A 13,379-nucleotide genomic window follows, 5' to 3' on the forward strand; every position below is an offset into this window, starting at 1 on the left:
CTTCAGAACGCGCCTTGCTGGCGCAGGGTGTCGATCGCGGCGGCCGACAGGCCGAGCAGCTCGCTCAGCACCGCGTTGTTGTGCTCGCCCAGGCCCGGGTTGGGCTTTAGCACCAGCGGCGCAGACTGATGAAAGCGCAGAGGGCTGTTGGGCAGTACCACCTCGCCCAACTCGGGATGATCAACATAGCTCAGCATGCCGCGCTCGTGCATATGGCGGTCGTGTACCACCTCATCGAGCGTGCGTACTGGCGCGCAGGGAAAGCGATAAGCCTGGCTCGCCGCCATGATCTCGGCTCGGGTCAGGTTCGACGTCCAGGATGTGACCAATTCGTCCACTTCGCTCATCACCTCGCAACGCGAGGTGTGCGTCGCGTAGCGTTCATGCTTGCCCAGTTCGGGGTGACCCATCGCTTCGCACAGCGCCGGCCAATGGCCTTCGGTGACACAGATGATGGCGATGTAGCCGTCCTTTGCCAAATAGCTGTTGTAAGGCGCCATGGCGAGCGCCCCGTGCTTGTTCCCGGTGCGCGGATTGCGCTTCGGGTCCTCGTAGTACAGCGTCAGATTTGAGGCCAGCGTGGGATACATCGCGTCCTGCATGGCGATTTCGGCAATTCGTCCGCGGCCGGTCCGTTCGCGCTCCAGCAAGGCTGTGACGATGGCACCATAGAGATGGATACCACCCAGGAAATCGCTGATGGCCGGCCCTGCCTTGACCGGGGCACAGTCGGGATAGCCGGTCACGTGCATCGCCCCGCTCATGGCCTGAATGGTCAGATCCATGGCAAGATGATCGCGATTCGGTCCGCTGGTGCCGTAGCCCGAGGCAGACGCGTAGATCAAGCGAGGATTGATCTCCAGCAGCGCTTCGGCGCCGAGGCCGAGGCGCTCCATCACGCCCGGCAAGAAGTTCTCCAGCACTACGTCCGCCTTGGCCACCAGGTCACGAAAGACCCTGCAGCCTTGCTCGGTTTTGAAGTTCAGCGTGATGCCGCGCTTGTTGGAGTTGAGCATGGCCAGCGGCAGCAGCGACTCGCGGCGGGAGCGCACCGGCTCGCCATGTGGTGGTTCGATCTTGATCACGTCGGCACCGGCCATCGCCAGAAGGAAGCCGCAATAGGGACCCTGGTAGATCTGGCCCAGGTCAAGCACGGTCAGGCCGGCAAGGGGAAGCTGACGAGCCGGAAGGTGGTCGGTCACGCTCGTGGTCGAGTTCGTCGTCATGATAGGGCTCTCATTGTTTCTGCATTCCGGCCTGCCGGGCTGCCTGCTCCCAGCGGCTGATTTCTTCAAGCTGGAAGCGCTTCAGCTCACTGGCATCGCCGAGAAACGGCTCGCCATAGGATTGCCGCACCTTTGCCGCGCCTTCGGGCAAGCGGTAGATGGCCTGCAGATGCTCGCCAAGGAGATTGACGATGGGCGCCGGCGTACGAGCCGGCACGAAGGCCGCAGTCCAGTTGATCATGTAGTAATCTCGGAAGCCCGACTCCTGCAGCGTCGGCACCTTGGGGAAGGCATCGACGCGCCGGTCGGCGCTCACGGCCAGCATGCGAACCTTGCCGGACTGCAGGAAGGGAACAACGGCGCCGAGGTCGGCAAAGGCAAAATCGAGTTGGCCACCGGCAAGGTCTGACAAAGCTGGCGCCACACCCTTGTAAGGCACGGGCGTAGCGCGGCCACCCGCAAGGTGAAGGAAGAGTTCGGTAGCAATCTGGTACGAGGCCGCACCGGCGCCGTAGTTGAGCGTGCCAGGCTGGGCCCGGCTGCGCTCTGCCAACTCACCGATAGTTTTCGCATCCGAAGAGGCCGGCACCACCACCGCCATCACGCCACGCGTCAGCCGAGCCACCGGTGCGAAGTCCTTCACGGGGTCGTAGGGCAAACGCTTGAAGATGGCAACATTGGTCGCCATCGGCGAATTGCTGGCCAGGAAGATCGTGTGGCCGTCGGGGTCAGCACCGGCCACGGCCTGGGCGGCAATGAAGCTGTTGGCACCGGGCCGGTTCTCCACCACCACCGGCTTACCCAGCCGCTCACCGAGCTTCTGTGCGACATAGCGCGCGGTGGTATCGGCGCCGCTGCCGGGCGGGAAGGACACTACTAGGCGGATTGGCTTGTGAGGGTATGCGCCAGCGCTGAAAGGCAATGCCAGCGAGAGCAGCGAGGCCGCTGCGGCAAGGCGCAGGGAGGTGCGTCTGTTCATCTTGTCTCCACGCTAACTTATCGAGGGCGAGCTCTGTCTGGCCCGCATGGCTGCAGAATAGGCAACCATAGACATGACACCAATCGCGGTGGGTCTATATCAGTCATACCACTACTGGTATGACCAGGTGGCCATTATCGGGCGGGGAGTGCGCGCCTGATCTCGGCTCGCAGCCAATCGCAGGCTGCATCGCGGTGGGTGAGGTTGTGCCAGAACATGGAAACATCCGTGGCAGGCGCCTCAAAAGCAAGCTCGGCCACGACGACGTTGTCGGGCAACGCCAGCCGCCTGGCCGTCCTGGCAGGGATGGCGCAGATCATGTCGGTCTCGCTGACGATCTGCGGCGCCGCCATGAAGCTGGAAATGGTGTACACCACTTGCCGTGAGCCGCCTTGCTTGCGGATAGTTCGGTTGATCAGTTCACCCAGCAGGGTCAGACCGGTTGGCGAGACATCCAGGTGCGGCAGAGCGCAGAAGTCCTTCAGGCTGATCCGCACCTTTCCTCCGGTGTGGCGCGGCTTTCGCATTACACAAACGAACGCCTCGGAGTAAAGCAGCGAAGTGTGAATTCCGGGCGCGGAGGGGATGGCCGAGCCAATGCAGAGATCGAGTTCGCCGCTTGCCAACGCATCGACTGCGCCGCTCCGATGCAATGGACTGAATTGCGCCGTGATGGAAGGGGCGGCGGTGCGCAGCGCGGTCAGCAAGGAAGGGGCAAGCGAGAGCTGGATATGCTCATTGCAGGCCAGTGAGAAATGTCGCACGTGGGTGGCGGCATCAAAAGGCGCATTGACGCTGGCCAACTGAGCCGTCGTTTCCAGCAGTTTTTCCACGATCGGCAGCAACTCCTTGCCACGCGCAGTCAGCAGCATATGGTTTCCCTCACGCACCAGCAGGGCATCCTGGAATACGATGCGCAGACGGTCGAGGGTTCGACTCATAGCCGGCTGTGAGACTTCCATCTGGGCCGCCGCGCGCGATACGCTTCGCCCCCGTAACAGGGCTGCAAGCGCAAATAGAGTATGGAAGTCAACGTTGCCCAGCCGATCCAGAGCAGATGGCGGGATAGATTTTCCTGATTTGATTTCTGGCTCCACGTCATCATTAAGATGGCCACATGATAGTGCCTGGTCGGAAAAGAGCTACGCGGATTCGGGTGAAGGAACGAAAATCCGCAGTGTCGCGACTGCCATAGGGTATCGAACATTTTGCAGTCCGGTGTACGTTCGCTTCGTCCGAAGACCTGCTGATCACGATAAGGGGGCGATGTCGGTTGTACTTCGGAAGCGGCCATTCGTCTTCCGGTACTCGCAACGGCGGAGATGGGTCGGGAAGCGACGCCCGGCTCGCGGCAAACAGAGGTCACTTTCCAGCCAGCAGCAGTCGATCAAACGCCAGCCGGCCGGCCCTCGACTCAGTTCACCGACGGCAATTCCGCATCAAGCAAATCGGTCCCGTATGAATTGTCAATCGCGCAGAGCCAATTGTCCTCTGGCCCCTTCCGGAAAACGTACGTCGCACGTCTGGTCGTTGCGACGGCAGCACCCGCTGCATCGAGTGAGTTGAGTACGGTCTCCATAATCACAAGAGCCGTATCACCATTCTCCAGCACGACCGTCTCGCCCTGACTGACAGTCATGCTGTGATTGAAGTGCTCGGCGATCGCGACGAATGCACGGCGAATCTGCTCCTTGCCCCTTGCAATCATGCCCGGCTTGACAACGAGCATCGCGTCGTCGGCATAGATTGCCATTAGCGTATCAAAATCCTCTGCCGTGATCGCAGCGTCGGCGGCCTTGATGATCTGGGTGAGTTCGTGCGCTGACATCAATGGGTTCCTCCTGAATGAGAGCCACTGAAGCGGGCAACAAAAAACCCGCCACCGGGGCGGGTTTTGCACTCTGGCCAGTCGCGCGCTACCCACCGAAAAACCGGATGGCGCGAATAATCAGCAATGCGGGAGCGTATGCGCGGGACATGCTACGTATTCTGCCACGGATTCCGATTGACATGCAGCCTCGACCCAGGATTGTCCCTTCCGGATAGTGATGGTCCCCTGCAAGTGCAGTGACTGGTGCACCCGTCTGGTCGACGGTAGCGTTGCAAGCGTAGGCGGTGCGCAAGGTGGCATCACAATCGGGGAACCCGTTGGCTGGCATTCCTCCCCGACGTACCGCTCACCAGGCATGACCAGCGTTGGTCGACCCCCTACTTGCTGCGCCTCCCAAAGATTGTGTAGACCGGGCAAAAGCCGACGAGGCCAGTGATGAGAGGGACCAGCCCGATCCAGCCCCAAGGCACCTTTGGCCCAAAGAAGACCAGCATCAACAACGCTATGCCAGCGACAATCCGAATTGTCCGATCCACTCCACTCAGGTTTTTGCAGAACGACATCTTTTGCTCCTGTATCTATGCAAACACATAGATCGTGGGCCAGATCGCCCTGCATGTCTGTGACTTGGTCACAATCGGCGCGCCAGTTGTTCCAGTACGTGGCGATTCCGCACGCGGATTCTGCCCCGCTGCATTTCCAGCCATCCCCGTCGCTCGAACTCCTTGAGGTGGCGACTGATGACTTCTCGTGCCGATCCCAACTCGGTAGCTATCATCTGGTGGGTCGCATTCAGTTCCCCATCCCCAGCTTGCAGGAGGTAGCTGGCCAGACGGACGTCTACACGTTCAAAGGTCACCTCCTCGAACAGAAGCATCAGGCTGGCCAGCCGTGTGCCGAAGGACCCGAATACAAATCGGCGCGAGCCCAGCGTCTTGTTCTTCCAGGTGACCAGAGCCCGACTTTAAGCTTAAAGTCGACTTTAAGATCAAGCCCCCGGAGAATGCGGAACTGGCTCGATTGAGTGGCGTTTCCGCCTCACGCATCCGGTTTTATGAGGCGAGCGGCCTGCTCGAGCCGGCGCGCAGCGGCAAGCCAACGGCTATCGCGAATACGCGCCGGAAACGTTGACCAGGCTGGAGATCCTCATGTGTGCGCAAGGCTCGGGCTTCTCTCTGGAAGAGATTCGAGCCATTCCTGCCTCCGGACCTGGAGAAGTGGCCGCATGACCAATTGCTCCAGGCCCTGCGGCGCAAGGTCGATGAGATCGAGCTGCTGGAGCAGCGTCTGGCGCAGAGCAAGCACCGCCTCGTCGCACTGATCGACGAGATCAACGGCAACAGGGAGGGTGAAGATTGCGAGGACAAGGCCAGGCGGGCCCTAAAGCAATTGAATCAGGATGGCAACAGCGCCCCGGCGGGTCTCCCTGGCCGTAGGACGAGGACGTCAAGTAAAGGAATTCCTCTGTAACGAGCCGTCAGGTTCGCCTATGCTGTCCAATGCGGCAGATGCAAAATCCGCACAGGTCCGACGGATCTGAAAACAAGAAGGGGGAAGTCCCCGGAACGGAAAGCGCCATCAGGATTGCGCTTTCCGTGCGCTTGCTTGGCCGAGTCACGGGGTGGTGAACCATCGCACACGAGGCATATTGCCAGCTCGTGGGCGAGATTCTCCGTTGACGACAACATGACAGACGCCTTCCTGTTCAGTAAGCCGTTCACGTTTCTCGCCTGCGCCGGCATGTCGGAAGTCAGGGAAGGGGTTGATGTACTGGAAGCCCTCCCCGGCCACTTGTTCTGGCTCGAGAACGAGGACTACATCCGCCGGGTCTTCGTGCCCGATTTCCTGGAACAGAGCCGCGCCGCCCTTGAGGCGGTGATGTCGGACGGGCCAGCGCTGATCGATGCGATGGCCGACGAGATCCGGCGCAGCCCCCGCCTGCTGCCGGATCTGCAGCGCCTCTCTCCGGAGGTGGCCGCTGCCGCCCACTCGTATTGCTATTGGCGCTACAGCGCAGACGTGGTCGGGCGCGCGCAGGGGATTCCGCGCAGCGCCATCGAGCGCCAGTTCGACCGGGCCGCGCGGCCTCGGGACGGCGCACACAAGCTGCAATGGATCTGCCCGTGCTGCGACGGACTGGCGCACTATCAGGTCGACGGGCTGCTGGCCTCGCAGCGGCCGGCACGGCAAGGCGGCTTTTCACTCGAATGCACACACTGCGGACACCAGGAACGGCTGTACGCCGGTTTCCTGCATGCGGGCCGCCTGGAATGCCGCTGCGCAAATTGCACGGGTTTTATCAGGACGCTGGCCGGCCAGCTGGCCAGGCCCGCGCGCAGGCTGTGCGCGGCGCTGGAGGACTATGCATGGATGCATGCCGTGGATACCGCGGCAGAAATCCGCGAACTCTGGGAAACGTCATTGCAGATGCTGGCAAGCGGTGCCAGGCCGTCCGACAACGCGATGGCATTCGCCCTGGCCATCCAGTCAGGCGAGGCGCGCACCATCCCGGAGATCCTCAGCCAGATCGACCCGACCCTCGAAGGCCGGTTCGACAAGAATCCAAGGGCTTGGGTACTGCTGTGCGAGCTGCTGCGCGAAGGCGTGCTGGACGCCGACTGCGCAATCTATGACCAGGACGGCCGCCAGCACGTGGCGCTTGAGCTTGCCCTGCTCGAAGACGACCAGGCGGCCGACAGCGCCACTGCGCAGGACAGCCTGGCTACCTTGCTGAAGGGCTACCAGCCACCGGAGCGCGATGCCTTCATCAACTGGCTGAAGGCGCTGAAGCGCTTGCGGCTTTGCACCGCCAGGTTCAATGCCGCCGTGGACGTTGCCTGGAAGCCGAACCTGGAGCATTGCCGCATCCTGACCGCGCGATGGTCTGACGGCCAGGCAGCGCCCGCCGTGCAAGCCAGCGCCGCGTGGCTGCCCCCCGCGCCGCGCCCGCGCCGCCCGGAACGGCCGGTGTACCTGGACGCAGAGCTGGAGGCGGTGCAGTTGCTGAAGTCGCTGGGCTATATCGTCCTGAGCCCCGAGGAGATTCGCTCGCAACGAGATCCCATCGAGGATATGTCGTGAACCGGCAAACCCAGTCAAGCAGCGCACTTGACGGATGCGCCACGACAATATTGAGTTTTCCCTGATTCGCGGCAGCAAAAAAACAACCACATTCAATGTAACGTCCTGCCGTGCGCGACAGGTGGGGTGTGGCGGGTCGAAACTTCTAACTGCGGCTTATCACAATACTAAATACGCTTCGCTCCTGCTTTCTGTTTTAATGGTTCACAGTCGAAGATTTTGGCGGTGCACTGTTTAATAACACCGCGGACATCGATTAACCCAACCGGCAAGTACCATCGACATGCTGCTCGAGCCATTACATGGAAGCATTGGCACCTTGTGCATGGCATTGCTGCTAGTCAGTCCTTTGCTTGCTGCCGAGCAGGCTGACAAAAATCAGATCCCACCCCGGGGCGCATACACGGCAATTCAGTGCAGCGAAGCCTCTCAGTGCCCGCTGTTCGACGAGGTCTACGCGACAACTCCAGCGTTTCGCCACGCGCTTTCCCTGAGCCTGCGCCATGGCAATGAAGTAGTCCCTGACTGGGTCAAAGATAAGCTCCCTAACGGACAGACGCATGGTGACGTGCCACCACCGACGACAGCTTCAGCAATGCTACCGCTGCGGATCGATGATCGCCCATATATACTGGGGCGGATGACCGACCCGGAGAACTCTGGGCACCTGATCGTCGCGCTGTACGACACTCAGCGTGGATTCGCGACTGTTCACTACGTCAACAAGGACGGGAATGCTGCATTACTCGGCGACACCGCCGAGATCTTGCGCAAAGTGATACACGATTATCTCAACGCGGAATCTGCGTTCGCCAAGTCGCTGGCGCGCCCGGATGTGGCTCTGCCCATTCCAGTCACGAGCCAATGAGCTGGGTCTACATCCATCCCTTCATTCCCCTGCTCTGGCACCCCGCAATCGCCATCGAGGACTCCTATGCAGCGTAGCCGGAGCCCACGCGCGGCACGCAGCCTTTTCGTGTGTGTGCTTACTGCCTTGAGTGAAGCGACAACGTGGGCACAAACCGTTGGCCCGGGTACGATCACCGCAACTGTAAGCAACAATGGATCCACTGGCGACCAGACCATCGTGGGGAACACGCAGGTGACGATATCTGGCGCTGGTTCTGGCACCCTCGTGACAGCCGGGACACTGACCTTAGACCCGAACGCAGCGGGCTTTCCGGCGGGGCCGATCGAGATCCAGACAACTAGCGACCATGGATTATTCGTCAATTCGACCACGACTCCTGCTGCGGTCCTGGCACTGCCAGGGGTAACCGTTTCAACATCGACGTTCGGTACGGCCGTCGTCGCCCTTGGGGGCGCTGCAAGCGTCACGGCAAGCGGGCTAACTATCAATAATTCCGGAACCGGAACGGGTGGGGGCTACGGTGCCGTCGCCCAGGACGGAGGGCGGGTTTCGCTGACCGATACCGCGATCACGACCTCGCGGCTGGGCGCAATCCTGCTTGGCACCGCCGGCACGGGCAGCACGTTGAGCATGCAGGGGAACAACACCATCATAAGCAACGGCGCACAAAGCGTTGGTGTCTATGCGAAGAACGGCGGAACGTTTTCGCTTCCTGCCGGAACCACGTTGACACTCAATGGACAGGGAAATACGGGGATAGTCCTTGAGGCGGCACCGCAAGCTGACGCGGCCATTGGCGACGGACTGACGATTCACCTCACCGGAACGGGCCAGTCCTATATCAACGGCAGCGTTGGCGTGGCGGCATTTGGCGGATCGACGGCGACGTTCCGTGGTCTTGTCGTGGACGGCGCGAACGCGGGGACAGGGGTCGTTGCCTTCTCCGGCGATCCCCGTGCTGGGGGAGCTGGCAACGCTGGCACCAGTTCGCGGGTAGACCTTTCGAACGCAACGATCACGATCAACCGCGCCGGCACCTCCACCTTCGCGGTGACGTCGTCAGCGGCTTCGCAACTCGTGAATGCTGCGGGCATTACCACGCCTGCCCTGAACACGGTGAACACCAGCGCCCCTGCGGGGCTGAGGGCGACGCCAGGATCCCAGTCGTCCCTTCTCTCCACGAGCAGGATCGATGCGATCAACACGACAATCAACATGAACGCCGCGAATGGCTTCGGCGTCTATGCCGGCGCGCGCGCAATCTCTGGCCTCAACACAATCAACCTCACCAACAGCATGGTGAACGGCACAGGTGCGGCCAGCTACGGACTAGCGGCTGATCAGAACGGTGCGGTAAACGCAACAGGGTCCACCGTAAACGTGTCTGGGGGTGGGGGCGGGCTCTATCTGATCACCGGCGCAAACGTGACCGGCGGTGTCGGGCCTGCCATCGCACTGACCAACAGTAACGTTACGACGAGCGGCTCCGCGACAATCGGCATTTTTTCCCAGAACTTTTCGAACACCTTGACCAACAGCGTTATGGTGACCGGTGGAAGCGTGAAGGCTCCGGATGCGGTAGGCATCTACGCGTCCGGAGGACCCACGAGCATCGTGGCTGATAACACGACGATCAGTGGCGGCAGCTTGCTTACGGCAATTGGCAGTGCACTCGCACCACAGGCGACTGTCGCTGACGTGGTCGCTCGCAATCAGAGTGTGCTGACCGGCGACGCGTTCGCCGACGCCACGGCAACGGCGAATATCACACTGCAAACAGCCTCACATTGGAATGGCGCAGCGCTCAACGTTACCAACGTGAACGTGGATCCGACCAGTACATGGTCCGTGACGGGTAACTCGACGGTGACCCGGCAAGTCTCCAATGCAGGGACGGTTGCGTTCACCGCGCCGGCGGCGGGCGCCTTCAAGACCCTGACCACCCAGAACTACGCCGGCAATGGCGGCGTGCTCGGTATCAATACCTTCCTTGGAACGGACGGCTCTGCGTCGGACAAGCTAATCATCAACGGCGGCACGGCCTCCGGCACGTCCGGGATTCGCGTGACCAACGCTGGTGGCCCAGGTGCGTTGACGACGCAGAACGGGATTTTGGTGGTGGATGTCTTGAACGGTGGCACAACCGGGACTTCTTCCTTCACGCAAAGCGGCCGCGCTGTTGCAGGCGTCTACGAGTACCGGCTCTTCCGAGGCGGCGCCGACGGCACGAACCCGAATGCCTGGTATCTGCGCAGTGAGCAGCAACCGGAGCCGCCTCCCCCGCCCGTGCCGCCGAACCCTGATATCGTTGTCCCGTTATTCCGCCCTGAGATCGGCGCATATCTGGCTAACCAGCGCCTCGCCGCCGGTTTCCTCGTCCACAGCCTGCATGATCGCCTGGGCGAGCCGCAGTGGGCCGAACAGCAGACATTCGAGAACGACGACGCAAAGCGTGGTTCGGGGTGGGTGCGCCTGGTCGGCAAGGATATTGGCTCGCGCACAAGCAATGGCACCTTCGACGTCCAAAGCACGGCGTGGATGCTCCAGCTCGGCGGCGACGTTGCGCAGTGGTCGGTCTTCCGCGGCGACGACCGCGCGCACCTCGGTGGCATGATCGGCTACAACTGGGGCTCGAGCACCGGACGCGCCAAGGGCAACCCTTTCACGGCCGACAGCGATGTGCAGGGCGTGAACGTCGGAATCTACGGCACCTGGTTTCAGAATGATAAGTCGCGACTCGGCTGGTACACGGACCTGTGGGCCCAGTTTGGCTGGTTCAGCAATCACGTGAACGGCGAGCTGCTGCCATCCGCCAGTTACAACTCCAGGATGTTAGCCCTTTCCGCGGAGACCGGATACGCATGGCTGCCGGGCTTTACGCATGATTGGGTGATTGAGCCGCAGGCGCAGGTCATCTACGTTCGCTCATATCAGGGGACATTCTCCGAGCCCAACGGGACGCAAGTGGGCGGTGCCGATTCGGACGGCGTCATTACGCGGCTGGGTGTGCGCATGCACCGTACGTGGATCGACGGTAAGGGTCACCGTTATCAGCCGTACATCACGTTGAACTGGTGGCACGATTCGGTTGACAACAACATCGCGCTAAACGGCATCACCATGAGCGACCTCTACCCGAGCAATCGGTATGAGGTCAAGCTAGGCCTGGACGTGCAAGGTCGCAAGGGCTGGACGGGGTGGAGCAACCTCGGCTGGCAATGGGGCTCGCAGTCCTATCACGCCTTTATCGGCCGACTGGGCGTCAAATATAGTTGGTAACCAATCCCGGATGCCACGCTCGGGCATATTGCATCTGCCGGAAGCGCAGCCGCGCATCCTCGAAATTCTCCGCCTTTCGGCCGACCCGCGAAACTGCGAATGTGTGTGGTTGCCAACCATCGCCTCCTGCCGGCGCCGCGCCCTGCCTTGGCGGCAGAAAATGTGCTTGCTAGACTGTCTTACGCATGCCTGGGCGGGCCTGCGGCAGCACAGCGTCCACCCGCCATGGGCCGCGCGAACAGGCAGGGAGAAGCCAATGAGCAACGACAACAAGCCTGGCGGCACATTGACGCGGCGCGATTTCCTCCTGACTACCGGGGTTGGGGCCATCGCCCTGGGTCTTGGCGCAGGCGCGGATGCCAAGGATGCGCCAGCGGGGGCAAGCGACGCGGCCCAGGCCGCTGGGAGCCTGCCTTCGGGACCGTACAACATCCTGTTTATCCTCGTTGACCAGGAGCGCTACTTCCGACCTGGCGAGTTGCCCAAGGGCTATGGCCTGCCTGCACATGATCGCTTGATGAAGCGCGGTACGACCTTTGTCAATCACCGCATAAATTCATGTGTTTGCACCCCGTCCCGCTCAGTTCTTTACACGGGCCAGCACATCCAGCACACCCGGATGTTCGACAACACGAACTTCCCGTGGATTAGCAGCATGTCAACGGAGATACGGACGCTCGGTGACATGCTTCGTGACGCCGGCTATTACACGGCGTACAAGGGCAAGTGGCACCTCACCAAGGAATTCGAGACCGTCAACAAGCTTGGCACGCCAACCAAGATCTTCACTCAGGAAATGGAAGCCTATGGCTTTTCCGACTACATCGGAATCGGCGACATTATTGCCCACACCAGCGGTGGGTACCTGCACGACGGGGTGATTGCTGCAATGGGTGTGAGCTGGCTGCGCGGAAAAGGGCGTGAGCTGGCGGCGCAGGGAAGGCCATGGTTCCTGGCCGTCAACCTCGTCAACCCGCACGACGTGATGTTCTACGACACCGACGCGCCCGGCACCGAGGTTCAGGCAATGCGCGGCCTCGCACATGTCGCGCGCGACCCGGCCGACCCGCTATACGGCAAGCAGTGGCAATTCACGCTGCCGGCAAGCCGGAAACAGGCACTTGACGCGCCTGGGCGCCCTGCGGCACACCGCGATTTCCTGCGCTCGCATGACGCCCTGGTCGGAGCCATTCCAAATGAAGATGCGCGCTGGCGCCGCCGGCACAACTATTACCTGAACTGCATGCGGGATGTCGACCGGAATATCGCTGCCCTGTTGGCCGAGCTTGACGCTGCAGGGCTCTCCGACAAGACCATCGTAATCCTGACATCGGATCACGGTGACATGGACGGTGCCCACCAGCTCCATGCAAAAGGCGCCGTCTCCTATCGGGAGCAGAACAACGTGCCGTTGGTCATTGCCCATCCCGCCTATCAAGGTGGAAAGCAGTGTCGCGCCGTCACCTCGCATCTGGACATCGCGCCCACCCTGGTTGCATTGACTGGCGTCGCGACTGACAAGCGCGCAGCCATCGTCAAGGGATTACCGGGAAAGGATTTTTCCCGCTTGCTTGCAAAGCCTGACGCAGCCGAAGCGAACGCCATTCGCGATGGCGCGCTGTTCTGCTACAACATGCTGGCCTACCTGGATGGCGATTATCTTTTCAAGGCTGTTGCCCATCTGCAGGGCGGTGGCAAGCCCGACCAGCTCAAGCAGGCCGGTATCCGCCCGGACCTGATGAAGCGCGGCGCGGTGCGTGCGGTCTACGATGGACGCTATAGCTTTGCACGGTACTTTTCTCCCAGGCAGCATAACAAGCCGAAGACCCTGGAGGAGCTCTACCGGTTCAACGACGTGGAGCTGTACGATCTGCAGGCCGATCCCTTCGAGATGAACAACCTGGCGGCAGGCGAAAAGCAACGGGAACTACTGGTCGCCATGAACGAAAAGCTGAATCAGCTGACTGATGCCGAGGTTGGCGAGGACCGCGGCCAGATGCTGCCCGGTGGCATAGACGCAGGATGGGAAGTCAGTGCGGAAACGATGGCGGGAGCCTGACCGCACCGGCCCAGACAGCTTAGGCTGCCCGATGGGGCGGCATTGGCTGGCCG

10 protein-coding genes and 1 pseudogene are annotated in these 13,379 nt (G+C 61.4%); 5 read left to right on the forward strand and 6 right to left on the reverse strand.

Annotation, left to right across the window (positions count from 1 at the left end; genetic code table 11):
• Positions 1 to 2 precede the first annotated feature (2 nt).
• The 6 genes from AC3WVS_RS07465 to AC3WVS_RS07490 all read right to left on the reverse strand — a co-directional run bounded on the left by AC3WVS_RS07465 (position 3) and on the right by AC3WVS_RS07490 (position 4,913).
• Positions 3 to 1,226, reverse strand: a complete 1,224-nt coding sequence (locus tag AC3WVS_RS07465; protein WP_492318054.1) for a CaiB/BaiF CoA transferase family protein — start codon at positions 1,224 to 1,226, stop codon at positions 3 to 5.
• 10 nt (positions 1,227 to 1,236) lie between these two features.
• Positions 1,237 to 2,205, reverse strand: a complete 969-nt coding sequence (locus tag AC3WVS_RS07470; RefSeq protein WP_492318055.1) for a Bug family tripartite tricarboxylate transporter substrate binding protein — start codon at positions 2,203 to 2,205, stop codon at positions 1,237 to 1,239.
• A gap of 134 nt (positions 2,206 to 2,339) precedes the next feature.
• Positions 2,340 to 3,302 carry a LysR family transcriptional regulator gene (locus AC3WVS_RS07475; RefSeq protein WP_492318056.1) on the reverse strand — a complete coding sequence of 321 codons (963 nt, stop codon included), beginning with the start codon at positions 3,300 to 3,302 and terminating at the stop codon, positions 2,340 to 2,342.
• 317 nt (positions 3,303 to 3,619) lie between these two features.
• Positions 3,620 to 4,033 carry a YybH family protein gene (locus AC3WVS_RS07480; RefSeq protein ID WP_492318057.1) on the reverse strand — a complete coding sequence of 138 codons (414 nt, stop codon included), beginning with the start codon at positions 4,031 to 4,033 and terminating at the stop codon, positions 3,620 to 3,622.
• A 380-nt stretch (positions 4,034 to 4,413) separates the two neighbouring features.
• Complete coding sequence (locus AC3WVS_RS07485) at positions 4,414 to 4,599, reverse strand: YgaP family membrane protein (RefSeq protein WP_492318058.1); 186 nt, start codon at positions 4,597 to 4,599, stop codon at positions 4,414 to 4,416.
• 68 nt (positions 4,600 to 4,667) lie between these two features.
• Positions 4,668 to 4,913 (reverse strand): Crp/Fnr family transcriptional regulator, encoded by a 246-nt coding sequence (locus AC3WVS_RS07490; RefSeq protein WP_492318059.1) that lies wholly within the window; start codon positions 4,911 to 4,913, stop codon positions 4,668 to 4,670.
• A 110-nt stretch (positions 4,914 to 5,023) separates the two neighbouring features.
• On the opposite strand from AC3WVS_RS07490, the pseudogene AC3WVS_RS07495 reads away from it, so the two are divergent.
• The 5 genes and pseudogenes from AC3WVS_RS07495 to AC3WVS_RS07515 all read left to right on the forward strand — a co-directional run bounded on the left by AC3WVS_RS07495 (position 5,024) and on the right by AC3WVS_RS07515 (position 13,326).
• Positions 5,024 to 5,506: pseudogene (locus tag AC3WVS_RS07495) on the forward strand (MerR family transcriptional regulator).
• Positions 5,507 to 5,722: 216 nt separating this feature from the next.
• Complete coding sequence (locus AC3WVS_RS07500) at positions 5,723 to 7,117, forward strand: hypothetical protein (protein ID WP_492318060.1); 1,395 nt, start codon at positions 5,723 to 5,725, stop codon at positions 7,115 to 7,117.
• 283 nt (positions 7,118 to 7,400) lie between these two features.
• On the forward strand, positions 7,401 to 7,985 hold the full coding sequence (locus tag AC3WVS_RS07505; protein WP_492318061.1) for a hypothetical protein: 585 nt from the start codon (positions 7,401 to 7,403) through the stop codon (positions 7,983 to 7,985).
• Between the two features lie 219 nt (positions 7,986 to 8,204).
• Positions 8,205 to 11,267: an autotransporter family protein gene (locus AC3WVS_RS07510; protein ID WP_492318062.1), complete on the forward strand. Its 3,063-nt coding sequence runs from the start codon at positions 8,205 to 8,207 to the stop codon at positions 11,265 to 11,267.
• A 256-nt stretch (positions 11,268 to 11,523) separates the two neighbouring features.
• Positions 11,524 to 13,326, forward strand: a complete 1,803-nt coding sequence (locus AC3WVS_RS07515) for a sulfatase family protein (protein WP_492318063.1) — start codon at positions 11,524 to 11,526, stop codon at positions 13,324 to 13,326.
• Positions 13,327 to 13,379: the final 53 nt, after the last annotated feature.

Source organism: Cupriavidus sp. CPT47-8839-RL05A (assembly GCF_058792255.1).

Coding starts and splice junctions, on each gene's coding strand:
- AC3WVS_RS07465 (WP_492318054.1), bottom strand. CDS start 1,226: ATGACGACGAACTCGACCACGAGCGTGACCGACCACCTTCCGGCTCGT.
- AC3WVS_RS07470 (WP_492318055.1), bottom strand. CDS start 2,205: ATGAACAGACGCACCTCCCTGCGCCTTGCCGCAGCGGCCTCGCTGCTC.
- AC3WVS_RS07480 (WP_492318057.1), bottom strand. CDS start 4,033: ATGTCAGCGCACGAACTCACCCAGATCATCAAGGCCGCCGACGCTGCG.
- AC3WVS_RS07485 (WP_492318058.1), bottom strand. CDS start 4,599: ATGTCGTTCTGCAAAAACCTGAGTGGAGTGGATCGGACAATTCGGATT.
- AC3WVS_RS07490 (WP_492318059.1), bottom strand. CDS start 4,913: ATGCTTCTGTTCGAGGAGGTGACCTTTGAACGTGTAGACGTCCGTCTG.
- AC3WVS_RS07500 (WP_492318060.1), top strand. CDS start 5,723: ATGACAGACGCCTTCCTGTTCAGTAAGCCGTTCACGTTTCTCGCCTGC.
- AC3WVS_RS07505 (WP_492318061.1), top strand. CDS start 7,401: ATGCTGCTCGAGCCATTACATGGAAGCATTGGCACCTTGTGCATGGCA.
- AC3WVS_RS07515 (WP_492318063.1), top strand. CDS start 11,524: ATGAGCAACGACAACAAGCCTGGCGGCACATTGACGCGGCGCGATTTC.